Origin of the sequence: Novosphingopyxis sp. YJ-S2-01 (assembly GCF_016093175.1) — a bacterium.
In the GTDB taxonomy this organism is placed as follows: domain Bacteria; phylum Pseudomonadota; class Alphaproteobacteria; order Sphingomonadales; family Sphingomonadaceae; genus Novosphingopyxis; species Novosphingopyxis iocasae.
This window is the reverse complement of record NZ_JAEDAI010000001.1, coordinates 1,506,980-1,526,173: the sequence shown is the minus strand read 5'-3', so window position 1 is coordinate 1,526,173 and position 19,194 is coordinate 1,506,980. Positions and strand designations below refer to the sequence as shown.

At 60.7% G+C, this 19,194-nt stretch carries 33 protein-coding genes; 13 read left to right on the top strand and 20 right to left on the bottom strand.

The window, feature by feature from the left end; translation table 11 throughout:
* Positions 1-60 precede the first annotated feature (60 nt).
* The 20 genes from I6A82_RS07430 to I6A82_RS07335 form a co-directional block, all read right to left on the bottom strand.
* Positions 61-1,341 carry a phage major capsid protein gene (locus I6A82_RS07430; RefSeq protein ID WP_198094346.1) on the bottom strand — a complete coding sequence of 427 codons (1,281 nt, stop codon included), beginning with the start codon at positions 1,339-1,341 and terminating at the stop codon, positions 61-63.
* Between the two features lie 13 nt (positions 1,342-1,354).
* Positions 1,355-2,215, bottom strand: coding sequence for a head maturation protease, ClpP-related (locus tag I6A82_RS07425; protein ID WP_198094345.1), 861 nt, complete (start codon positions 2,213-2,215; stop codon positions 1,355-1,357).
* Entirely contained in the window at positions 2,205-3,503 is a 1,299-nt protein-coding gene (locus I6A82_RS07420; protein WP_198094344.1) for a phage portal protein, read from the bottom strand. The genes I6A82_RS07425 and I6A82_RS07420 overlap by 11 nt, the downstream gene beginning before the upstream one ends.
* Before the next feature lie 10 nt (positions 3,504-3,513).
* Positions 3,514-5,304, bottom strand: a complete 1,791-nt coding sequence (locus I6A82_RS07415; protein WP_232343344.1) for a terminase large subunit — start codon at positions 5,302-5,304, stop codon at positions 3,514-3,516.
* A 10-nt stretch (positions 5,305-5,314) separates the two neighbouring features.
* On the bottom strand, positions 5,315-5,749 hold the full coding sequence (locus tag I6A82_RS07410) for a P27 family phage terminase small subunit (protein ID WP_198094342.1): 435 nt from the start codon (positions 5,747-5,749) through the stop codon (positions 5,315-5,317).
* Between the two features lie 903 nt (positions 5,750-6,652).
* Positions 6,653-7,213: a hypothetical protein gene (locus I6A82_RS07405; RefSeq protein ID WP_198094341.1), complete on the bottom strand. Its 561-nt coding sequence runs from the start codon at positions 7,211-7,213 to the stop codon at positions 6,653-6,655.
* A gap of 1 nt (position 7,214) precedes the next feature.
* Positions 7,215-7,457 (bottom strand): hypothetical protein, encoded by a 243-nt coding sequence (locus I6A82_RS07400; protein WP_198094340.1) that lies wholly within the window; start codon positions 7,455-7,457, stop codon positions 7,215-7,217.
* Positions 7,454-7,804, bottom strand: coding sequence for a hypothetical protein (locus I6A82_RS07395; RefSeq protein WP_198094339.1), 351 nt, complete (start codon positions 7,802-7,804; stop codon positions 7,454-7,456). Before I6A82_RS07395 ends, I6A82_RS07400 begins: the two co-directional genes overlap by 4 nt.
* Before the next feature lie 187 nt (positions 7,805-7,991).
* Positions 7,992-8,723 carry a helix-turn-helix domain-containing protein gene (locus I6A82_RS07390; protein ID WP_198094338.1) on the bottom strand — a complete coding sequence of 244 codons (732 nt, stop codon included), beginning with the start codon at positions 8,721-8,723 and terminating at the stop codon, positions 7,992-7,994.
* Positions 8,720-10,057 carry a replicative DNA helicase gene (locus tag I6A82_RS07385; RefSeq protein WP_198094337.1) on the bottom strand — a complete coding sequence of 446 codons (1,338 nt, stop codon included), beginning with the start codon at positions 10,055-10,057 and terminating at the stop codon, positions 8,720-8,722. Before I6A82_RS07385 ends, I6A82_RS07390 begins: the two co-directional genes overlap by 4 nt.
* Entirely contained in the window at positions 10,057-10,281 is a 225-nt protein-coding gene (locus tag I6A82_RS07380; RefSeq protein WP_198094336.1) for a hypothetical protein, read from the bottom strand. Before I6A82_RS07380 ends, I6A82_RS07385 begins: the two co-directional genes overlap by 1 nt.
* Before the next feature lie 100 nt (positions 10,282-10,381).
* Positions 10,382-10,708: a VRR-NUC domain-containing protein gene (locus I6A82_RS14560; RefSeq protein WP_198094335.1), complete on the bottom strand. Its 327-nt coding sequence runs from the start codon at positions 10,706-10,708 to the stop codon at positions 10,382-10,384.
* 56 nt (positions 10,709-10,764) lie between these two features.
* Positions 10,765-11,031: a hypothetical protein gene (locus tag I6A82_RS07370; protein WP_198094334.1), complete on the bottom strand. Its 267-nt coding sequence runs from the start codon at positions 11,029-11,031 to the stop codon at positions 10,765-10,767.
* Between the two features lie 184 nt (positions 11,032-11,215).
* Positions 11,216-11,512 carry a hypothetical protein gene (locus I6A82_RS07365; protein ID WP_198094333.1) on the bottom strand — a complete coding sequence of 99 codons (297 nt, stop codon included), beginning with the start codon at positions 11,510-11,512 and terminating at the stop codon, positions 11,216-11,218.
* Positions 11,512-11,670: a hypothetical protein gene (locus I6A82_RS07360; RefSeq protein ID WP_198094332.1), complete on the bottom strand. Its 159-nt coding sequence runs from the start codon at positions 11,668-11,670 to the stop codon at positions 11,512-11,514. Before I6A82_RS07360 ends, I6A82_RS07365 begins: the two co-directional genes overlap by 1 nt.
* The gene (locus I6A82_RS07355; RefSeq protein WP_198094331.1) at positions 11,667-12,086 is read right to left on the bottom strand and encodes a hypothetical protein; all 420 of its coding nucleotides are present in this window, start codon (positions 12,084-12,086) and stop codon (positions 11,667-11,669) included. The genes I6A82_RS07360 and I6A82_RS07355 overlap by 4 nt, the downstream gene beginning before the upstream one ends.
* 4 nt (positions 12,087-12,090) lie before the next feature.
* A complete protein-coding gene (locus I6A82_RS07350) occupies positions 12,091-12,882 on the bottom strand; it encodes a hypothetical protein (protein ID WP_198094330.1) in 792 nt (263 codons plus the stop codon).
* Positions 12,883-13,041 carry a hypothetical protein gene (locus tag I6A82_RS07345; RefSeq protein ID WP_198094329.1) on the bottom strand — a complete coding sequence of 53 codons (159 nt, stop codon included), beginning with the start codon at positions 13,039-13,041 and terminating at the stop codon, positions 12,883-12,885.
* A gap of 266 nt (positions 13,042-13,307) precedes the next feature.
* Positions 13,308-13,484 carry a hypothetical protein gene (locus I6A82_RS07340; RefSeq protein ID WP_198094328.1) on the bottom strand — a complete coding sequence of 59 codons (177 nt, stop codon included), beginning with the start codon at positions 13,482-13,484 and terminating at the stop codon, positions 13,308-13,310.
* Entirely contained in the window at positions 13,481-13,822 is a 342-nt protein-coding gene (locus I6A82_RS07335; RefSeq protein WP_198094327.1) for a hypothetical protein, read from the bottom strand. The genes I6A82_RS07340 and I6A82_RS07335 overlap by 4 nt, the downstream gene beginning before the upstream one ends.
* A gap of 11 nt (positions 13,823-13,833) precedes the next feature.
* On the opposite strand from I6A82_RS07335, the gene I6A82_RS07330 reads away from it, so the two are divergent.
* The 13 genes from I6A82_RS07330 (at position 13,834) to I6A82_RS07270 (ending at position 19,191) form a co-directional block, all read left to right on the top strand.
* Entirely contained in the window at positions 13,834-14,721 is an 888-nt protein-coding gene (locus tag I6A82_RS07330; protein WP_232343343.1) for an XRE family transcriptional regulator, read from the top strand.
* Positions 14,721-14,939, top strand: coding sequence for a hypothetical protein (locus I6A82_RS07325; RefSeq protein ID WP_198094326.1), 219 nt, complete (start codon positions 14,721-14,723; stop codon positions 14,937-14,939). The genes I6A82_RS07330 and I6A82_RS07325 overlap by 1 nt, the downstream gene beginning before the upstream one ends.
* 85 nt (positions 14,940-15,024) lie before the next feature.
* Positions 15,025-15,273, top strand: coding sequence for a hypothetical protein (locus tag I6A82_RS07320; protein WP_198094325.1), 249 nt, complete (start codon positions 15,025-15,027; stop codon positions 15,271-15,273).
* On the top strand, positions 15,270-15,533 hold the full coding sequence (locus I6A82_RS07315; RefSeq protein WP_198094324.1) for a hypothetical protein: 264 nt from the start codon (positions 15,270-15,272) through the stop codon (positions 15,531-15,533). Before I6A82_RS07320 ends, I6A82_RS07315 begins: the two co-directional genes overlap by 4 nt.
* 62 nt (positions 15,534-15,595) lie before the next feature.
* Positions 15,596-15,745 (top strand): hypothetical protein, encoded by a 150-nt coding sequence (locus I6A82_RS07310; protein ID WP_198094323.1) that lies wholly within the window; start codon positions 15,596-15,598, stop codon positions 15,743-15,745.
* The gene (locus I6A82_RS07305; protein ID WP_198094322.1) at positions 15,738-15,920 is read left to right on the top strand and encodes a hypothetical protein; all 183 of its coding nucleotides are present in this window, start codon (positions 15,738-15,740) and stop codon (positions 15,918-15,920) included. The genes I6A82_RS07310 and I6A82_RS07305 overlap by 8 nt, the downstream gene beginning before the upstream one ends.
* A 10-nt stretch (positions 15,921-15,930) precedes the next feature.
* The gene (locus I6A82_RS07300; RefSeq protein WP_198094321.1) at positions 15,931-16,200 is read left to right on the top strand and encodes a hypothetical protein; all 270 of its coding nucleotides are present in this window, start codon (positions 15,931-15,933) and stop codon (positions 16,198-16,200) included.
* Positions 16,197-16,496 carry a hypothetical protein gene (locus I6A82_RS07295; protein ID WP_198094320.1) on the top strand — a complete coding sequence of 100 codons (300 nt, stop codon included), beginning with the start codon at positions 16,197-16,199 and terminating at the stop codon, positions 16,494-16,496. The genes I6A82_RS07300 and I6A82_RS07295 overlap by 4 nt, the downstream gene beginning before the upstream one ends.
* Positions 16,497-16,595: 99 nt before the next feature.
* Positions 16,596-17,222 (top strand): ERF family protein, encoded by a 627-nt coding sequence (locus I6A82_RS07290; protein ID WP_198094319.1) that lies wholly within the window; start codon positions 16,596-16,598, stop codon positions 17,220-17,222.
* Complete coding sequence (locus I6A82_RS07285) at positions 17,219-17,860, top strand: lambda exonuclease family protein (protein ID WP_198094318.1); 642 nt, start codon at positions 17,219-17,221, stop codon at positions 17,858-17,860. The genes I6A82_RS07290 and I6A82_RS07285 overlap by 4 nt, the downstream gene beginning before the upstream one ends.
* Positions 17,857-18,372: a single-stranded DNA-binding protein gene (gene ssb, locus I6A82_RS07280; RefSeq protein ID WP_198094317.1), complete on the top strand. Its 516-nt coding sequence runs from the start codon at positions 17,857-17,859 to the stop codon at positions 18,370-18,372. Before I6A82_RS07285 ends, ssb begins: the two co-directional genes overlap by 4 nt.
* Positions 18,372-18,728, top strand: coding sequence for a DUF968 domain-containing protein (locus I6A82_RS07275; protein ID WP_198094316.1), 357 nt, complete (start codon positions 18,372-18,374; stop codon positions 18,726-18,728). The genes ssb and I6A82_RS07275 overlap by 1 nt, the downstream gene beginning before the upstream one ends.
* Before the next feature lie 22 nt (positions 18,729-18,750).
* Positions 18,751-19,191 (top strand): hypothetical protein, encoded by a 441-nt coding sequence (locus tag I6A82_RS07270; protein WP_198094315.1) that lies wholly within the window; start codon positions 18,751-18,753, stop codon positions 19,189-19,191.
* Positions 19,192-19,194 lie beyond the last annotated feature (3 nt).

Below are 19,194 nucleotides of genomic sequence, written 5' to 3'. Positions count from 1 at the left end.
GGCCTCCTATTCGATTGAGTAAGGGACAGCCGGGCCGATCCGAAGACCGGCCCGCGCTGGTTAAGCGTTCGCGGCGATCTTCAGCGCGCGCATCGGTTCGGGGTTGTGGACGCCGCCGCCAACGCGCTTGGTCGTGTAGAAGTGCACGAACGGCTTGTTGGTGTAGGGATCGCGCAGCACGCGGATGCCGATGCGGTCGACCACCAGATAAGTGGCCTCCATGTCGCCGTAGAGCGCGGCAATGTTGCCGGCCGCTACTGCAGGCATGTCGGTCATCTCGACCACCGGAGCACCGCCCAGGCTCTGCGGCTGACCCGACACGTAGGACGGTTGCCACAGATAATTACCTTGGCCGTCCTTCAGCTTGCGGGCCGCACCCATTGCGAGGCGGTTGATGTACAGCTTGGCATTCGCAGCGAACTCGCTGGGAAGGTCGTACATCAGGTCGAGGAAGCCGTCGCCGGTAAAGGCTGCAGCCGCACCGCTGTTCAGCGTCTTGATCGCGCCGTAGGGGTGGCGGGCAGCATTCGCCCCGCCCTCGACATAGGTCAGGATGCCATGCGGCTTGTTCGAACCGTCTCCAGACAGGAATGCGATGCCCTCCTGCCGCGCAAATTCGGTTTCGACCTCGCTGGCCAGCCACTGTTCGAGATCCACAGCAGCATCATCGAGCAAACCCTGCGAAATCGCCGGGTTGGCGTACAGTTCGCCGGGTTCAAAGCTGACCGTTCCGATCTGCGGCGTCGAGGTGGCAGGACGGCTTGCAGTTTCGCCGACCCAGCCCGAACCGACGTTGCGATCGCTGAAGAACTTCTTGAAGCCGGCGGTCGAGATGGCGATGACTCGGCTTTCCGCCCGCATCGGGCTGATGCGCTTCAGCTTCTCGCCAATGGTGCGATCCCACTCGATCGGAGCAAGATAACCGCCATCGGCGTCGGTGCCCTTCTGCATGGCAGCCTGGACTTCCGGCGTGGTATTATCGCCGCGGCGCATGTGAGCCTTGAACGCTGCGGTATATTCCGGATCAGCCTTGATATCGCCGATAACGGCACCATCGCCGAGCTTCGCCGCGGCCGTAATCGCAGCCTGCTCATCGACTGCGGTTTGCAGCTCGGTAAGCGCGGCGTTGATCGTTTCCAGCTTGTCGGTGGTCAGAACATCGGTTTTACCGGACTTGATCTCTTCCAGCTGCTGCGTGTGCGTCGCCTTGAAGGCTTCGAACGCGGTGGCGAGTTCAGGAATCGAGGCGGGAGCCTTCGGGGTGGCAGGAGCTTCGGCGCGCACGGCAACGAGGCCCCGGCCCGTCGCGGCAGTGCCGCGCAGGTTGGTCATCATATTCATCGTCGTTTTCCTTTTAGACGGTGAGGGCTTTGAGCAGCGCCGAGAAGTCGGGCTGCGGTTCGTCGCCAGCGTTCTGCGTGGCAGGTTCGGCAGCGTTCTGCGTGCCAATCGCGCGGTACAGTTCACGGCGCGCAGCGCGCGGCATGTCCTGTTTCGCGAGAAAACGGTCGAGCGACGCTTTGTCACTCGGGAAATCGGATTCCGCATAGACCGGCATTTCGGCCTCGCGCTCCATCAGGATATCGGCGAGGCCAGCATCAATCGCCTCCTGACCGCGGAAGAACACATCCTTGCCTGCGATCATGGAAGAGAAATCTTCGGCGGGACGCCCCGAACGCGCGGCATACGTCGCGACCATGGCATCGTCGATATGAGTCAGCGTGTCGACTGCCGCTGCCATCTCCGACTTCGTGCCGATGAAGATTCCGGTCGCCTCGTGGATCATGATCTCGGCATTGTGCGCAATCGCGATGCTGTCGCCGGCCATGGCAATCACCGACGCAGCGGATGCCGCGATGCCGAGAATCTGGACGTTCACCGCCTTGGGATGCCGGCGCAGCAAATTGTAGATCGCAACGCCTTGAAAATAATTTCCACCGGGCGAATTGATCTCGATGTCGACGTCGCGGTTTCCGATCTGCCGCAGAGCCGCGGCGATCCGCTTGTCGGTTACGCCGCCACCGTCGCCATCGTCGCCGATATAGTCGAAAATGCTGATCGTCGGGTTCTGCCCTTCGGCGGCCGCGCGGATTTCGAAATGCTTGAAATCGGCAGCGAGCGCGGTGGTTTCAAACTTCCAGTTTTCGCCAGCGCCGACACCGCTAATCTCAGGCGGCCGCTGAGCGCGAACGCCGATCAATCCGTTACGCTGCATCTTCGATATCCTCTTGCTGGACGGCCGCGGCGGTCGTGCCGGCGCGAGGCAGGTCATCGCCTTCCGGGCGTGGGTTCCGGTCGAAAGCCTCGCGCACTTCATTTTGCGACAGATATCCGGTGTTCGGGCCAAGCGCGGCCTTGAAAAACTCAGCCTGGTCTTTCAGCGAACCGCGAAGCAGCGCGCCCTCGTTGACCTTGGCGTACATCGTGTCCTGCTCGGTTTCGCTTAGCAGACACATCCAAATTGCCTCTTCCCAGATGACAAACCACGGCATCAGGCAGTAGGTCACGAAGAACAGCCCCAGCTGCTCAATACCGCTGCCCCAGCTGGTTTCGTCGAACATCAGCAGCGGGCGGGGAACGCCGGAAAAGCGGGAAACCTCTTCCGCCTCACCCTGCATCAGTTCGCGCAGCTGAGAATCGCGAGCGGATGACGCGAACAGCTTGGCCTTCAACCCCTCTTCCAAGATCATCCAGTCATCGGAGGCATTCGCGCCAGAGTAATCGTCCCGCAGACTGGCCTTCAGATGCTCAATCGCTTCGTCGCCGAGGGTCTGCTCAGTTTCCAGCGCGCCGCGCGCCATAGAGCCCTTAGTCAGCAGGCGAGCCGCTGCCTGTTGCGCGGTTAGCGCAAGACCGAGCGTATCGGCAGCCACGTCCAGCAGTTTAATCCCGTTCAGGCCGTCAAGCGATACCGGTGCCCGAAAATGAAAAACATCGCTGGCCGGTAGCGTCACCTTGCCACCGTTCATCCGGTCATATTCGAACGTGAGCTGCCAAGATTCTGACAGCTTCGGCGTAACCCGGCCTCGCGGCAGCGGAACGATTTGCCGGACCGCGCCGCGCGACCGGATCTTCAGAGCGAAGGCGTTGCCGTCGAGCAGGGCGGCCAGCTGCATATGGCTGCGAAACTGGCCCGCAGTCTGATAACTGTTCGCCTTGCGGTGCAGGACGTTGAAAAGCGGGTGATCCTTGGCCTTTTCGGTCGTGCCATCGGCCTTGCGCCGCATTAGGTGGATCGGCAACATCCCAAGCGAGCCAGCAATAAGTGACATCGCGCGAAAAAACGTGCTGTTGCGAAATGCCTGCTTCTCATTGACCGCGACGCCGGCCACCCCGATCCTGCCACCGCGCATCATCTCGACGAGCGCGGGGTCGGAAAGATCGTAAGTTTGATAGGCCGTGATCGGACCGGACAGCGGCGGCGAGCCGATCCGGCCAATCCGGGACGCAACAGACCGCTTGAACCCGGCCTGCCGCCTGTAATCATCGGGCGAAATCACCACATCCGCCCTCCTAAATCCTGATCACGCCGCGGCGCGCATAGACCGATTGCTTCTTCGGTTTCTGCGATGCCGTGGCAGCGCCGATGCCCATCGCCACCGTCACCATTCCGTCGATGCGTCCGCGGCTGCGAGCTTTATCGAAAGCCCTGTTGCCCTGACCGTCTTCATCCATGTGCACGTTGCCTGCGCAGGCGTAAGTGACAGGCGAGCTGTCAATGATGACTGCTTCTTCGAGAATCGCGTCTTCGGTGCGTGTAATCGAATGCGGCATGCAGAGCTGCCGGTCTTCAAACATGACTTTCTTGCCTTGGGCGTGCTTCACGATCCGCAGCCCGCGGCCCTCTGGTTTGCCCGGGCCCTCGTAGAGCCACGTCTCAAGCCCAACTTCGGTGCACGCTTCTCGGAACGCGGTGACAAACGCGATGTCGACAACCAGTTCGACCACATCCTGTTCGGCTTCAATTTCCGCGACACGCTGAGCCACGAACGTATAGTCGATCGTCGCGCCGGGCGTCGCTGTCAGATATCCGTCCTCGACCCATTCGAGATACGGCGCCCTGTCTTCTTCCGACCTGTCCTCCAGCCCTTCGCGCGCCGTCCAGTACCAGGTCTTCGAAGCCATTGGGCGGTTGCCGTCTGCTTCCCATGTCGCGCTCAGCGCGGTTAGATCGTTCTTCCGCGAAAGATCGAGCGACAGCCAGCACTTGCGGCCGCGCATTGCCCGGCTATCCACCGCGCCCTGAACCGCCGCCCATTTCTCTTCATCGATCCAGAAATCTGCGGCACCGATATCGATGCCGAAATATAGACGCTTCACGCTGCTCTTCGTGGCAGGCCGCAACACTGCAGAGGCGACGGTTTCCCGCAGGTTCTCAATCGGGAACGTCTCGCCGAGCGCGGGCAGTGCTTTCGCCCAAGCCGTCTCATTCTCGAATATGTTCTCGCGGTCTTCCTTGTCGACACGCGCGATGAAAGCGAACGAACTGTCGTCCCGCGCTTCACCGCGCGCAATCGCTTGGTACATTTCTGAGTAGCTGGCACCGACCAGCTGAGACGTAGCCGGGGTGTTCGTCCCCAGCACCATCAGCGCATTGCCGGCCACCTTGTCGATGGCCCGCTTCCAGGTCTCGATAGAGTGGTCGGATTTAAATTCGTGGATCTCATCCGCTCCGACGAACGCCGGGCGCGGGCCTGATTGACTGTCCCCACCGGCTAGCGTGCGGAAGAACCCGCCCGTATCCGGATGCTCCAGCTTCCAAGCGTTATCGCCTTCGCCGCGGATGATGACCTCGCCGCGCGTTTCCAAGCTATCGCCGGGCTCTTCACCAGGTATGTCCGCGCGGCACATCGCCACAGCATCGCGGAACGGGACGCTGGCAGTCGCCTTGTCCTGTCCGATGAGGAAGCATTGCGCGCGCGGGATGCCGCACCAGCCCATGATGTAAACGCCGATCGCGCCCATCAAAGGCGACTTGGCTTGCCCCTTCCCGGTCTCCCACCAGCCTGTTCGGAATCTCCACCGCCCCGCTGCCGTCAACCATCCGAAGTGCGATCCGATCACGAAGGTGTGCCAGCTTAGCGGGTGGAAGGGCTCGCCAGCGCGCGGGCCATCGGTGACGCTGAATACCGCTGGCAAGAAACCCAGCGCATGCGCCGCCGCCTCCGGTCTCCAGTAGATTCCCCGGCTTTCACCGTCCTTCAGATCGCGCAGATGACGTTCGGCGGCGTGTTTGACCAGCTCGCCACAGACAAACTTCCCTTTGACCGCATCTTGCGCCCAGGCTGTCGTCGGGTCTGGCAACGCCAGGTATTTATTGTGCAACGGGCTTCAAATAGTTCGCTGAAGCCGTCTTGCGCTCAGTGCGCTTCTGGACCTTCGTCACGCTGCTACGGCGCCGCGGGCTGATCCCCAGTTCAGCTTCAATCCGCTCCGCGTCGACACCCATTTCTCGCATGGCCTGAAAGTGCGGGCTCAGCCGCATGATCGCTTTCGGATTGCCGCGCTTCGGTTTCGTGACGTGGCCGTTCTCCGCAACTTCTCGCGAACAACGATCATAAACCACGTAAGCCAGAACAAGGCGCTGGACCGCATGGGCGTTGGACGGTGCAAGCGTATCGCGCTCCCGCATCTCGGTCGTAATCCGGCGCCAGTGCCCCGCAGCCGCCTGCTGCTCCAGCACGTCAGACAGCAACATATCCCAAGCGGGCTCTTCAGCGATGCCGCCAGTGTTCTCGACTGCGTTCATAGCGCCTCACCCCTTCGGGGTGCCCCGAACTTTTTGTTTCAGAACTGCTTTTGGTGCGCACGGAGGAGATGCACCGGTCATCCAGCGCGCCCATCTCAGACTTTTAGGCCGGGGGGTGTCTGTTCCAAGGATGGGACGGATCGACTGGTCTCCCAGCCTTATTCACACCCTTGCCCAACCCTGACCGTTCTTCCCTCTGAATGTCGCTGTCATGGTGCCGCTTGCAGGTTGGCTCCCAGTTCTTCCTATCCCAGAACAGCTTCCAGTCGCCCTTATGCGGCGTGCGGTGGTTGACTACGGTTGCGGGCTCTTGCCGCCCCTCTGCCTCGCAGCGTTCGCAGGTCGGATGCGCCGCGAGAAACTTCAGCCTCTCGCGCTGCCACTTCCCGCCATAACCTCGCTCGGCGGTCTTGCGCTTGTCGTGACGCCAGCTTGGCTCTGCCATAGTTCACCCGCCGCGCGTCCAGTGCTGGACCGCGTTCTTCAATGCTTGCGCTGATATAAGTTGCGCCAGATAGAGGCGGCGGGTTGGCCAGTGCCCTAGAACCCTGTGTCTGGCCAAAACGAGAAAGGGCCGATACCCGCGAAGGCTCGGCCCGTTGTGCGCCGCGCGGGAGATATGAGATCACCTCCTTTGCGGCTCTGCGCTTTCTAGGCGCAATGCTGATGTTGGGATATCTCTTTCACATAGCTGCGCATTTGTCAAGAACTAGTTCTTTGTCTCCATCGAGACGACGTGCTGAAGCGCGGCACGCCAGTATTCCTTAGCGGAACCACCCGTCGCTGGTAGCCGGGAGAAGATTAGCCAGTCACCTTCGGTTCGCACACTGTCTGCCTCAATCTCACGAATGTCTTGGCCGACCGACATCTCAAGCCGGAAGGTGTGCTTATAGATCATCCCCATCAGAACCCCTCCCACACCGCAATCATCCCGGCACAGAACCCGGTAGCCAACCTAGCCGCATCGATCGCGCTGCGCCTGTTGCCAGCCAACGGTAGTCCCGCCCGATCGCCGGCCACTTCATGCCTGGCCACGTCCTCGAACACGCTCCAATAAACCGACGGGATGCGCCGCTTGTAATCGCTAAGCGTGTCCAGCGCCTCCTGCTGCGACAACCCTTCCGGACCCTGCCCATCCACACGCATGCGGCTCGGGTCGTGGTCGGTAGGCTTGGCGCGCTCCCATAGGCCCTGGCAGTGGCGAATTGCCTTCTGCTCGCCCTGTTCGAACTTGCCCGATGCTATCCAACGCTCCAGGCTTGATCCGCCGCGGTTCACCTTCGTCTGCGTTTTGGTGCCGGTTTCGTCGTGGTGCACGAAACGGCTCCGGTAATCGCCTTGCTTCTCCTGAAACGGGTTCACCAGATCGCGGCCGCGCTGGGCTTCCAGATCCTTGACCCGCGCGAGGCGAGAGCGGAACTGCGTCTCGGTTTCTCCCGAATGCTTTTTGAGGACTGCTGCCATGCTACCCCTCCCCTTCCTGTGCGCTGTGGTATTCGGATAGGATGGTGTCGCACCATTGAGCGCGGTTGGCCCATTGGATTCGATCCGGCAGCGAGGGCGCGCTCTCCCAATCCGGCTTCATCGCCTCCACAACCGCCTCCGCAAACGCCAGCGCGGTCTTACTCGGCACCTTCGCACCGGGGCTGTGTGTCTGTGTTCCTGCTAGGGCTAAGCGCCATAGTTCGGTGGATTGAATGTCGGTCATGACGCCTCCCGAACGCGCTTGATTGCGGCTAGGCAGGCCGATGCGATCAATTCCTGGTCGACCATATCCCTTGCCCACTCGCCAGCCACCTCTCGCGCCAGTTCCAGGTCAGGATCGGGCTTCGGCTCTAGTTCGGCTAGGAGCTTGTTTGCGGCCCGAAAGTCGGATGGGCCAAACCAGTCACGGATGCGATCGGACGAAGGCGCATATTCGGTCCAGCCTTCATCATCGACATTGCGGAAAGCGAACTCCGCGAAAGGACGGATTGCTTCGGCAACGCGCTCCTTCAGACCCTCCGGCCGTTCGGTGCGGGGCTCAGTCTTGATGCCGTGAAAATAGCTATCCATCGTTCGCTTCCTTCCGTTCTCTCGCCACGTCCGGTGGCACCCATTCGATCATCGCTGCGCTTGCTTCATTCGCCAGCGTATCTCTTGCTCAGTCAGCCCCCGCTCGATGAACCGTTCCGCCTCTTTTCGGCTGAGAGGTTTCGCCTCCATCAGCCGGCAGATCAGGTCTGTGGCGGGGAATTGGGTTTCACGGGCCATTGGCCGCTCTCAGCTGCTTCCACAGCGGTTCAGGTTCATTCGATCGTGGCTTGGCGCTCGCACCGAAGGCGCGGTCATATTTGCCTTCCAAGAGCTTGATGATGTCGTCCTCGTTTCGAACAAGGAAATCGAAGTCGAACCAGCGTGGCGGATCGCCAGCACCGAGCAATCCTGACTTTTCGGCCCTAGCGATTGCCTCCCGCCATCCGTCCAAACCTACTTCGCCAAGTCTCAGCGCGAGCTTCTTCCGGCGCGATTGAGAAACCTTGCGCATGCCAGGCCAGCGACAGCGCTTTGCGGCTTCCAGGTAAATCTGGATTGCCTCATCCGCTTCCGACACAGAACCTTTAGGTTCAATGATGGTTCTTGATGGTTTGTCCGAAGCGGCTTCGGGGGTCTCCCCCCCTTCACTTCGGGGGTGAAGCGGCTTCGGGGGTGAAGCGGCTTCGGGGGTATTAGCAGCATCCGGCGTGTCCGGCAGGACCGTATAAAGGCACCCTTTGCCAAGGCGCTCTTTCCGGTTCAACAAGCCCTTCTTGCAAAGCGTCTGGATCGCGCCCTGCACGGTACGATCTGACTTGCTGCACTTGGTTGCGAGTGTTTTCATCGAAGGCCAGCACGTGCCTTCGTCGTTCGCAGCATCTGCGAGCGCAAGCAGCACTATCTTTTCGCTGTCAGGGAGATCGATCTCCCATACCTTCGACATGACGCGAACGCTCATCCAGCGCTCCTGACCGCCTGATAGGCACCGTAAAAGGTCCCAAAGGCGCTGCCTGTGGTGCCATTGCGGCGCTTGGCGCAAATGAACTCGATCTTGCCCTGCGACTTCTCGAACTCAGCCTTCCAGTCGAGATAGTCCTTGCTGCCCGCTTCCGGTTCCTCTTGCTTCAGATAATACTCCTGGCGCAGGAGGAAGATCACCGCGTCGGCGTCCTGTTCGATCTGCCCACTGTCGCGAAGATCAGACAATTGCGGGCGCTTGCCCTCTCGGCTTTCCACGCCGCGGCTGAGCTGAGCCAGCGCCAGAACTGCAACGTCATGCGTCTTGGCGATGGCCTTCAACGCCATGCTGATCTCGCTGACCTTCTCATAGACCGAACCGGCCTTGTGGTCGGGATGGAGCAGCTGCAGGTAGTCGACGATAACCAGATCCAGCTTCTCGCCTTTCGCCTCCATGCGGCGCTTTGTGCGACGAACGATCATGGACAGACGGCCCGTGGTGAGCTTGCCAGCGTCCAGGATGCGCAGCGGCATGTCCTGCATCATCGCTTCGGCATCACGCAGGCGGCTGATTTCATCGCGGCCGACATCGCCATCGCGGATCTTGGAATAAAATATCCCGCGCTGCCCATCGAAGCACATGTCTGCCAGCATCCGACCGGCGAGTTGATCCGCGCCCATTTCGAGCGAAGTGTAGAGCACCCCGTGGCCGCCTTGGGCAGCGCCGAGCGCGTAGGACAGCGCCACCGCGGTCTTGCCCATGCCAGGGCGCCCGGCAAGGATCACAAGCTCTTTCGGCCGCAGCTTGCCAGCCACGTCGTCGAATTGCTTGATCGTGCTGCAGGTGACGCCGTAGCGTGGTTCGTCATAGCTTCGCAGCAAGCGACCCGCGGCGTCGGCACCTGATAGCTGCAGAACGCCTTCCTGAGCCTCGTGAGGCATGCAAGCAGCATCGGCGCACTCGACAACCTCATCAACCGATGACGCGCCATCATTGGCTAGACCGATAGCGTCCTGCAGACCTTCGGCGATGCGGCGGCGCTTCGACAAATCGGAAACCTGATCGACAAAGCTCCCGAACCCGATCGCCAAACCGCTACGCCCGGTAAGCTCCATCAGGTGAGCGGTGTCGTCAAACCACGGGCGGAGCGTGATGGGATTGACGTTCTTGCCCTGCGCAGCTTCCCCGGCAATGATCGGGAACAAGCCGGCATAGGCAGGTTCGCTGAAGTCGTCCCCGCTAAGACGATCGGCAGCGCGGTCGATGAGGCGATTGTCCTGCAGCATCGCGCCGATGATCGCGGCTTCCGCTTCGACGTTCGATAGGCCGGCCATCAGGCGTCCCTTTCGACAAGGGCGGCATAGATCGCGTGGGCGCTCTGCACGGCTTCCTGCCAGTGCGCGTTATCGCGGATCGAGGGCTGCAGGACTTCGTGCAGCTTCAGCGCGCGCTTGATCTCCCAAGCGGCTTCCGTTTCCGGTGATGTGTCTTTCGGATGTGGACGTGCGGGTGCATCCGCCCTATTGGACGTTACGAGCATATTGAGCCTCCAAGCCATGTGTTCAGGCTGGGTCGGGACTGCAATTCTCGGCCCAGCCAATTGACTGTAGCACCGTTATAGCCTGATGTTTCAAGGCCCCGGCAGTTATCCCCAAGTTTCACAGCCACCCCCAATCGACCAGCTTGTCGGCAAGGGTGTCCTGCGAACGGAAAACGCCGCACTGGTGGCCGGCTTCGTGAAGCGTGGTGAGTAGATCGCGCTGCTCGGTCGAAAGCGACGAACTGGCTTTAAACTCGACGAACGCGACCTTGCCGCGGTTGCGCAGCCCGCCGATAATGACGGTATCGGGGAAGCCCTTGCGCATCCCCTCGCGCTTCGCCTGAGCAGCCGCCCAGCGGGATCGTTTGCCGCCGTTGGGCACCGCTACCATGATGGCGTCGAATGATGCCTCGACGCGCTTCTTACAGCTCGCCTGGATTTCCACTTCGCTGGCACCCTTTGGGGCTTCGCGCGGCATATCGTAGTGGAACGGGTAAGCGCTCACAGACCGTTCACCGCTTTAAAAATGGTGCTGATTGAGACGCCATATCGATCAGCTAAAACGCGCAGCGGAACACGCTTAGCGATTACGGCAAGTCCTTCTTGATAAACACGGCGAGCTTCGCGCTTTTCGGCGTCGGTAAGTGACCGCCCGCGACCTCGCCTTTCGCCCCCACTCACTGGCATCCGAACAGGACGAAAGCGCTGGATTTCTTCTGCCAGGCGTTCGTTCTGCATCTGCCAATAGCTCGGCTGTCTGTCCGTCATAGCCCCTCCCAATCGACAGGAGCCATCCCCATGCGGGCGCGCATCTTGCTGGCCTTGTTCCAGATCGGGCGACGCTTGCGCTTGTAGCTGTCTGGGCTTTGGGCTTGCAGAGCCATGATGCGCCCGGCTTCGCTAGGCGTGGGTTCGCGAACGATTGTTTTCGGGCGGAGGAAGCTGGGGAGGTTCATGCGAACATCGGCAGTTCGCTAGCGGGCAAGGCGATGTCCCGCGTTGCCGGAATGGGGCGTGGGAGGCCCTTCTTTTCCAGCCTTTGATATGGGCGATAATCAGGGAAGTCGATCAACAGCTTTCGCGCCAGCTCCTTGCAGGACGCATCCGATATGCTGAGCAAGCGCGCGCTGGCTTTAAGCGTCCGCCCATCGTCCGCATAAGCCTGAAGCAAAAGCCCACGCTTCGCCATCATCGGCGTAAGCCCGCAGCGGGCGGCGAATTGATCCATCAGATAAGCAGGGCTATCCATTACGAATTCCTTAGCTTTATGAGGCGTCGCACTTCGGTGATTTCCAGCCCGTAAGAGCGCGACAGGCTTTCGGGATCGGGGGTTGCGTCAGTCGCTGCGAGGTGAGCGGAAAGGGCTTGTTGGCGCGCTTGGCGGGCCTTCTTTTCTTTCTCGGTCATGCCGCCTTCAAGCGCGCACTCTTGCCGCGCAGCCTTTCTTCCTCACCCGGCCCAATATCGACACCGCACTCGCTTTCCGGATGCCGTGCGCGCGCGTGTTCTGCGGCAAAGTCGATGCACGTAGCGGCTAGCGTATCGTGGTCGCCTTCATCGGTGCAGGTGATGATCGCCTTCCCAGCGCCGCCCACCATGATCGAAGTGACGGCATCCGGCAGAACGGCCAGCAGCTTGGCGAACGCATAGAACGGCATTGCCGCACTACCCTCGGCATAGGTGCGCAAGGTGGAGTATGGAATGCCGCTGTCGGCCGCGATGACCTTGAGCGGCAAGCTGTAGCGCAGCGGGTCGGTAGCGACCCGAAACATGCGGCGTTGCAGGTCTTTGGTCCGGTGCAGGATGATGTCTTCGTGAGCCATGATGCTATTGCGCCTCCAGGCTATTGCTGTGGTCATGAAAGGAAGCATCGACACCGCACTGGAAGCCCGGCCCATCGGGGAGCTGGTGCGTGCGGTTGTCGATCGATTGGCGGAGCGCGTGGGCCGCGAGCGCAATAAGGGTATCTCTGAAGGGCAGCGGAGTTGCTCGCGCTTCGGAGCGCGGCAGCGTCGGCTTGTTGCGAGATTTCCCGCGTTGGTCGTGAAACCCTACTTGGTGCGTTCCTTTCGGGCGGGACCAATCAAGTTCGAAGGGCGGGTTTTTGCCGACATAGTAAAGCCAAGTAGCTTTGTTCGCGCGGTGGCCGTAAGCCGATTGCCACACTTCGCAGACCCATCCGTCTGCGGTTTCGTTCCATCCCTTGGCCACCGGCTTTGGGATTCCGAAAGCTTTGAAAGCTCGGCTCTTGGCAGGGTGTTCGAGAACGCCCCCGCAACGGCGAACGCTTTGCAAAGCGGACTTGAAGCAACCCCCATCATTGCCAGGACGGTTGTGCTCCCCCCCCCAGCGCGCATAGTTGACTGCGGCCATCGCGCCCCAGCGCTCGCACGGTGGGTGGGCGATTACGGGGCCGCCGCCGCTGAACGTCCGTGCATCACGCTCGCGATCCCAAGGATCGACGTTTGGCAAGCCGTAATAGCAGCCGTCTTTCTCGACAAACAAAGCCGCAATTTTCGCTGGCGCGTGGACCGGGATGAACTCGTACCGGCGCACGGTGCAGCGGACCTTCGTGCGGTCGCTGTGGGGATAGTGGTTATGGCAGACGGGGACGGGCATTTAGCGTCCCCGCAATTGGTCGAGGATTTCCTGCAGCACCCCCAAAGCCGCCCAGCCCATTCCGAGCCCGACCTGCGCATAAAACGGGCCACCGAGAAGCGCGGCTGCAGCGGCAGCGACAAACCAAACAAGCGCCAGAACGAAAGCAAACTTAGCCATCGCTCAGCCCTCCCCGTTCGCGTCTGCGGAAGGTGTGACGGCGCGACCCAGAGGGGGGATGGCCGCGCCGTCGTTCCCGGCGGGTTGGTCGTTGCCGCTGAAAGAGGCACCGGGAATAGGTTCGGGGACGCCGTGTGCGTGGCCTGCGGGCACGACGCCCCCTGTCCCGGCGGTGAAAGGACCGGGATTCTGTTTAGGTACGAACAGCAGAGCATCAGCCCAGCTGCCGGGATCGGAACCGTTGTTGTCGGGATCGTCGATGCAGGTCATGCTGAAACTCGCTCGGCGATTGCTTCTGCCATTTCTGCGAGGTGCTTCTGGTGATCCCTGCCGAGTTCAAACCAAACGGTGCCGCCAGGCACGCGGACGTAATTGAACGCCCATTCCGCCAGTTCTGCCGGAGTTCGCAGGATCGAGCCGCTACGTGTGCGAACGGGCTTCATGCCGCCACCTCGCGCTCTAGAGCGCGAACAAAGCTCGCGAGATTACCTAGCGAAATGCGCAAAAGTTCGGCCCGTGCGGTATGAGGCTTACGGCAACCAAAAGGTTTTGCCAGCTGCATGACCCGTTCATCAGAAAGGGAGGCGAGCAAATCGCGAACACGGTCTTTCGTGACGCGCGTTTCGGTGCGTATGCGCCGATGCTCGCTAGCATCCTTGCGCGCTTGCTCAGCCTTGTAACGATCAAGCTGAGCATCAATGTTGCCCATCCGCTTACGCAGCGGAATCTGCAGTTCGCCATGGTCAAGCGGCGTGTGCGGGCGGTTCCACCAGTCGCTCATGCCGCCGCCCCTTGGGGCTTGTATTCGGCCATGAAGGCGCGGACCCGATCGGCTGTGCTGAACCGGATATCGCGACCGTCATTGAACTGCGGAACGAAGTTCTTGTCGTTCAGGGCAAGAATGCCGAACTGGCTTTCGCTCAGTTCATGCCGGCGGCAGAAGGCTGCGATTTCGCTCTTGAGGTCATCCATATGACTTTGATGGGGGAAATCTCCCCCAGTGTCAAGCGCGAATGGGGGATATTTCGTGAGTCGCGCGATGGGCGAGCGCCGTGCGATATTTCCCACATGGCTGACATTGATGAAATCCGCCGCCTCATTGAAAGCGAGATGAAGGCTAAAAAGCTGAGCCGCCGTGGGTTAAGTGCCGCCGCTGAGCTATCTGAGAGCGCGGTGCGGGACCTTCTCACCCGGACCGACAACCCCGGCATTGGCACATTGCGGAAGATCGCGGATGCTCTCGAACTGCCTGTCGATAGACTGACCGGAGCTGTTGCCATGGTCCCGGTTCTCGGGCAGATTGGCGCCGGTGGTGAGGTTCTGTTTTCTATCGATCCCGACGCCGAGCTGTATGGCGAGGTTGCGCGTTATGTCCCTAGGCCGCCTTTGAGCGTAGGGAAACTTATGGCGCTAGAGGTTACTGGTTCCTCCATGCTTCCGAAGTACGAAGCAGGCGAGATTATATACGTCCGCCGCGATCATGACGGCGTGCTTCCGGATTACCTGAACCGCTACTGCGCCGTCCGAACCGTTGAGGGCGGCACCTACCTAAAAATCCTTTCGCCAGGCACAGAGCCAGGGCGTTACACGCTCCGATCGCTCAACGCCCCGGACATGGAAAATGTGGAAGTCGTCTGGGCATCGCCGGTGCTGTTCGTGATGCCACAAGGGATGATGTAATGCTGACCCCGGCGCAAATCTGGGTCCTTGGTGTTATTATCGCCGTCATCGCCTTCCTTCTCTACGCCATAGTCGAACGCTTCGATAAGCTCTTGCAAGAGATCAAGGGGCTGCGTTGGCAGCTTGAGCAAATGGAAAACCGACAAGAGCGTCACACCGAATATCTGCACGGCATTCGGCATTTTGCGTCTGGCGAAAACGACGCGGATTACGACTAGGGGAAATTTCCCCAATTAGCGATTGACAGCGGGGGAAATCTCCCCCATACCGTCTCCATCAGGCACACAGCCTTGGAGACGAAACATGTTGCAGCTTACCCAAAAAACCACCGACGCAGGACGGACCGTCGTTCTCTATGCTGGCGACCGCAAAATCGGTGCGGCGTGGACCGGCCCCGATGGCGTAAGCGGGTGGGCGCTACATGCTTCTGGCGACCGCGCGCTGATCCGCGACGTTTCAGACAGCATCAACGGGGCCGTTACTGACCTTTATGGTGCGTATCTTCGCCACGTAAATCGCGACGCCATTTTCCCGGTGGAGATGGTAGCATGAACGCCCACACCACCCCCACCGCAGCGCTCGAACAGCGCGACCGCGCCGAAGCGATCCTGAAAGAACTGCGCTCGCTGGCGCTGAACCTTCCCGGCGTTGTCCAAATCGCAGACGCCGTGGCCTGCATGTCTGATGCTGTCAGCAACCTTCAGGCCGAGTGCGAGGACGAGTTTGGCGTAAGGCAGGAGTTTGCCAGCGCGGGTGAGATCATGCGCGATCACTACGTTGACCTCGCCGCTAAGCGGGAGTGCGTGGCGTGAGTGCGCAGGAGAACCCGCCGGCTTTCCCAATGGGGAACCCCGAACAGGGCGGATATGATGGCATGACCCTTCGCGACTGGTTTGCGGGGCAATGGGTGGCCGGCTGTCTTGCAAGTGGCGCTGTGTTTGAGGGGCCAGATGGCGTTGCCGAAGAAGCATACGGCATTGCCGACGCCATGCTCGCAGCCCGCAAGGATCAGCCCCATGACTGACCTGCGCAAGCTGACAGACGCGGAGCTGGAGCGGGAGATTGAGCGCGCTCAGCGTGAATGCGACGAAAACCACTGCCGCGGCTTCACCGGCATGATGACTGGCTTCGATCTTTTTGAGGCAGTTGCCGAGCGCCAAGAACGCGCCCGCCGCCGCGCTCTCACCAACCCCATCTGAGGATATGGCTATGCCTGATACCGCACAGATCGCTCGCCAGATGCAATGCCTAGAATGCGGGCGCATCTTTGGCCACCCGATGGCCCTGCGTGACCACCATATGCAAGCGCATAGCAGCTTCGAAGGCTTGCAGCGCTACTGGAACGACCCGGCTGAACGGGAACGGATCGAGCGCGCAAAAGAAGCGCACTACAAGCGCGCCAATGCGCTGATTGATGCCGCCATATCCCGCCACCGCGCACAAGCTGGCGATGCCAAGCGGAATGGGGGTGTGGCGTGACTGACTGGCAAGTTGGCGATCTGGCGCTGTGTGTCGATGCCGGAGACAAGTTTGGCCGGCATCTCCAACAACCAAAGCAAGGCCAAGTCTATCGCGTTGCAGGCCTGACCGCTCCGGGTCTCTGGTCCTCCGGTAATTTTCTGTTCGGACTAAAGCTGGAAGAAATACGGTCAGACAACCCAGAAGGCGATTATTGCCCAACCCGCTTCCGCAAAATCCGCCCCGATGCGGAACCCTGCGAGGCCGAGTTCAAGACGCTGATCAAGCGCTGTGCACCGAAGCGGGTGCGCGCATGACCCGCCCCCTCACCATCCTCCGCACCTGCCCTGCCCCTCTGTGGCGTCTGGCAGGGTTCATCATCACCCTCGGCTGCGCTGTCCCGTGCATGCCGGTTATTGTGGGAGCTATCAATGGAACGTTCTGAAACAATCGACGCCTTTGCGAAAGCTATGGCTGGGGTTCAGGCAACTATCGGCGGTGCCGTCAAGAGCAGCACTAACCCGCACTTCAAGAGCAAGTATGCCGACCTCAGCGCAGTTTGGGAAGCCTGGCAGGCTGTAGGCCCGAAAGCTGGCTTCTCGATCATGCAATTCCCCGGCGCATACGATGCGCAGGAACGCACTATGGCGATGGAACAAATCGTCATGCACGAAAGCGGGCAGTTCATCGCAACATCGCTCAGCATCCCGCTTAGCAAGACCGATGCGCAAGCCTACGGTTCCGCCACCACTTATGCGCGGCGCTATGCCCTCGGGGCCGCAGTCGGCATCTGTCCGGAGGATGACGACGGCAACGCCGCCAGCGCTGGCCAGCAAGCCCGCCAGAAAGCGCAGCAGGTGCCGACCATCAGCGACGATCAAGTTGCCGAGCTGGATCAGCTCGTTCGGGACAGCAAGTCGGATATGAAAAAGTTCTGCTCTTACTATCGCGTCGATAGCCTCCCCGAACTTCCCGCCAATGCCTTCGGCCACGCGAAAGCCGCGCTTCTCAAGAAAATTCAGCCGGAAAAGGAAGCCGCATGACGCAGGAAATCGAACAGCGCACCGACGATTGGTTTTCGATCCGGTGCGGGAAAGTCACAGCCTCCAAGCTCGCTGCTGTCATGGCAAAGCTGCGTGATGGTAAGCCCGGAGCAGACCGCAAGAATTACATGGCTCAACTGGTGGCCGAGCGGCTGACTGGCAACGTTGAGCAAAGCTACATGAACGCCGCGATGCAGTGGGGCGTTGATCAGGAAGCATCCGCTCGCGAAGCCTATGAGTTTGAGCGCGGCGTGACGGTCGCGGAAATCGGGTTCGTCATTCACCCAGACATTCCGAACGCTGGTGCGTCCCCAGATGGGCTGGTCGGTGATGACGGCTTGGTCGAGATCAAGTGTCCGAACACTGCTACTCATATCGAGACGTTGCGCGGCGGCAATATCGACGGCCGCTACATCAAACAGATGCAGTGGCAAATGGCCTGCACCGGTCGCCAGTGGTGCGACTTCGCCAGCTATGATCCCCGGCTTCCGGTCGAGATGCAGCTCTACGTCCAGCGCGTGGACCGTGACGACGACATGATTGCCGAAATGGAAGCCGAAGTGCGCGCCTTCCTGACCGAACTTGATGAGACGGTAGCCGACCTCTCCACCCGCTACAGCATGAAGGAAGCCGCATGACCGACCTTAATCAGTGTACCTTTACGGGGCGGCTTGGTGCTGATCCTGAAGTGAAGTCTTTCCAGAACGGCGGTCGCATCTGCAACCTGCGCATCGCAGTTAGTGAGGCATGGAAGGACAAACAGAGCGGTGAGCGCAAGGAGCGCACAGAATGGATTAGCGTCACGATTCAGAGCGATAGCCTGATTGGTGTCGCCGAGCGGTTTCTGCGCAAGGGCAGCCGCATTCTGGTTCAGGGGCAATGGCGCACCCGTAAATGGACCGACCAGCAGGGTAACGACCGCTATTCGACGGAATGCGTCCTCCCGCCCATGGGCAGTAAGCTTATCATGCTGGACGGCCCGCAGGGTGGCGGCTCGCAGAACGACGGCCCGCGCCATGTAAATGACCGCGGCAACCAATGGGGCGGGCCGGAGACTGGCAGCGGCGGGGCATGGAATGAGCCAGACGACCTCGACGACGACGTGCCCTTCATTTCGCCCGACTTCGCGCTTGAGCGCCGGGTGCGGTGATGCTGCCTGAACGCATCCGCCCACCCCGCGAAAAGCGCACCAACCGCACGAAGCGCTGGCGCTCGCATGCCCACTGCGATTTTGTTCGCAATCATGCGTGCTGTGCCTGCGGTTGCCGCGCGGCGATCGAGGTCGCTCACAACCGCAAGGGCACGCCCTGCGGCATGGGCACGAAGCCGGACGATTGGCACACGATCAGCCTCTGCCACGACTGCCACTCTCGCCAGCACATGATCGGAGAGGATGCGTTCGACGCCGAAGCCAGGATCAACCGTCACGCGCTGGCGCAGGAGTTCGCGCGATGCAGTCCTAAGGCGGTCGATATTCGCCGGGAGCAGGCAAGCCGTGGCGCATAGGATCATTCAAAGCCCGGCGGACTTGGAAGCGTTTGTTACGCTCCTGTCCGGCCTTAAACTGCCTGTCACGGTGGAATGGGTGCAGGGTCGGGACCGCAGCCGCGATCAGAACGCGCTCATGTGGCTATGGGCAACCGAAGCTGCTGGCCAACGCGGCGATCTAACAGCCGACGAACAGCAGCAGGAATGGAAGCTGCATCACGGCGTGCCGATCTTGCGGGAAGACAGCGCGGAATTTCGCGAGGTTTACGATCGCGCGCTCAAGCCCTTGCCCTACGAACATAAGCTGGAAGCAATGCGGTTCATCCCGGTGACCAGCGAAATGAAGGTCCGGCAGATGGTGCGGTTTCTGGACACCGTGCAGCGCGAAAGCCTGCAGCGCGGCATCCGCCTGACCGATCCGGATCCCGAACTAGCCAAATACCAAGCGCGCTACCGTGCGCGTGAACCCGAAGCAGCCTGAAAG

Excerpts from the sequence above, each read along its gene's own strand:
- I6A82_RS07380 (WP_198094336.1), bottom strand. The coding sequence starts at position 10,281 with ATGGCTTGGAGGCTCAATATGCTCGTAACGTCCAATAGGGCGGATGCA.
- I6A82_RS07300 (WP_198094321.1), top strand. The coding sequence starts at position 15,931 with ATGCCTGATACCGCACAGATCGCTCGCCAGATGCAATGCCTAGAATGC.
- I6A82_RS07340 (WP_198094328.1), bottom strand. The coding sequence starts at position 13,484 with ATGAAGCCCGTTCGCACACGTAGCGGCTCGATCCTGCGAACTCCGGCA.
- I6A82_RS07335 (WP_198094327.1), bottom strand. The coding sequence starts at position 13,822 with ATGAGCGACTGGTGGAACCGCCCGCACACGCCGCTTGACCATGGCGAA.
- I6A82_RS07410 (WP_198094342.1), bottom strand. The coding sequence starts at position 5,749 with ATGAACGCAGTCGAGAACACTGGCGGCATCGCTGAAGAGCCCGCTTGG.
- I6A82_RS07320 (WP_198094325.1), top strand. The coding sequence starts at position 15,025 with ATGTTGCAGCTTACCCAAAAAACCACCGACGCAGGACGGACCGTCGTT.
- I6A82_RS07360 (WP_198094332.1), bottom strand. The coding sequence starts at position 11,670 with ATGACCGAGAAAGAAAAGAAGGCCCGCCAAGCGCGCCAACAAGCCCTT.
- I6A82_RS07355 (WP_198094331.1), bottom strand. The coding sequence starts at position 12,086 with ATGGCTCACGAAGACATCATCCTGCACCGGACCAAAGACCTGCAACGC.
- I6A82_RS07430 (WP_198094346.1), bottom strand. The coding sequence starts at position 1,341 with ATGAATATGATGACCAACCTGCGCGGCACTGCCGCGACGGGCCGGGGC.
- I6A82_RS07370 (WP_198094334.1), bottom strand. The coding sequence starts at position 11,031 with ATGACGGACAGACAGCCGAGCTATTGGCAGATGCAGAACGAACGCCTG.
- I6A82_RS07350 (WP_198094330.1), bottom strand. The coding sequence starts at position 12,882 with ATGCCCGTCCCCGTCTGCCATAACCACTATCCCCACAGCGACCGCACG.
- I6A82_RS07315 (WP_198094324.1), top strand. The coding sequence starts at position 15,270 with ATGAACGCCCACACCACCCCCACCGCAGCGCTCGAACAGCGCGACCGC.
- I6A82_RS07345 (WP_198094329.1), bottom strand. The coding sequence starts at position 13,041 with ATGGCTAAGTTTGCTTTCGTTCTGGCGCTTGTTTGGTTTGTCGCTGCC.
- I6A82_RS07325 (WP_198094326.1), top strand. The coding sequence starts at position 14,721 with ATGCTGACCCCGGCGCAAATCTGGGTCCTTGGTGTTATTATCGCCGTC.
- I6A82_RS07395 (WP_198094339.1), bottom strand. The coding sequence starts at position 7,804 with ATGGATAGCTATTTTCACGGCATCAAGACTGAGCCCCGCACCGAACGG.
- I6A82_RS07400 (WP_198094340.1), bottom strand. The coding sequence starts at position 7,457 with ATGACCGACATTCAATCCACCGAACTATGGCGCTTAGCCCTAGCAGGA.
- I6A82_RS07385 (WP_198094337.1), bottom strand. The coding sequence starts at position 10,057 with ATGGCCGGCCTATCGAACGTCGAAGCGGAAGCCGCGATCATCGGCGCG.
- I6A82_RS07425 (WP_198094345.1), bottom strand. The coding sequence starts at position 2,215 with ATGCAGCGTAACGGATTGATCGGCGTTCGCGCTCAGCGGCCGCCTGAG.
- I6A82_RS07390 (WP_198094338.1), bottom strand. The coding sequence starts at position 8,723 with ATGAGCGTTCGCGTCATGTCGAAGGTATGGGAGATCGATCTCCCTGAC.
- I6A82_RS07365 (WP_198094333.1), bottom strand. The coding sequence starts at position 11,512 with ATGGATAGCCCTGCTTATCTGATGGATCAATTCGCCGCCCGCTGCGGG.
- I6A82_RS07405 (WP_198094341.1), bottom strand. The coding sequence starts at position 7,213 with ATGGCAGCAGTCCTCAAAAAGCATTCGGGAGAAACCGAGACGCAGTTC.
- ssb (WP_198094317.1), top strand. The coding sequence starts at position 17,857 with ATGACCGACCTTAATCAGTGTACCTTTACGGGGCGGCTTGGTGCTGAT.
- I6A82_RS07310 (WP_198094323.1), top strand. The coding sequence starts at position 15,596 with ATGACCCTTCGCGACTGGTTTGCGGGGCAATGGGTGGCCGGCTGTCTT.
- I6A82_RS07275 (WP_198094316.1), top strand. The coding sequence starts at position 18,372 with ATGCTGCCTGAACGCATCCGCCCACCCCGCGAAAAGCGCACCAACCGC.
- I6A82_RS07285 (WP_198094318.1), top strand. The coding sequence starts at position 17,219 with ATGACGCAGGAAATCGAACAGCGCACCGACGATTGGTTTTCGATCCGG.
- I6A82_RS07305 (WP_198094322.1), top strand. The coding sequence starts at position 15,738 with ATGACTGACCTGCGCAAGCTGACAGACGCGGAGCTGGAGCGGGAGATT.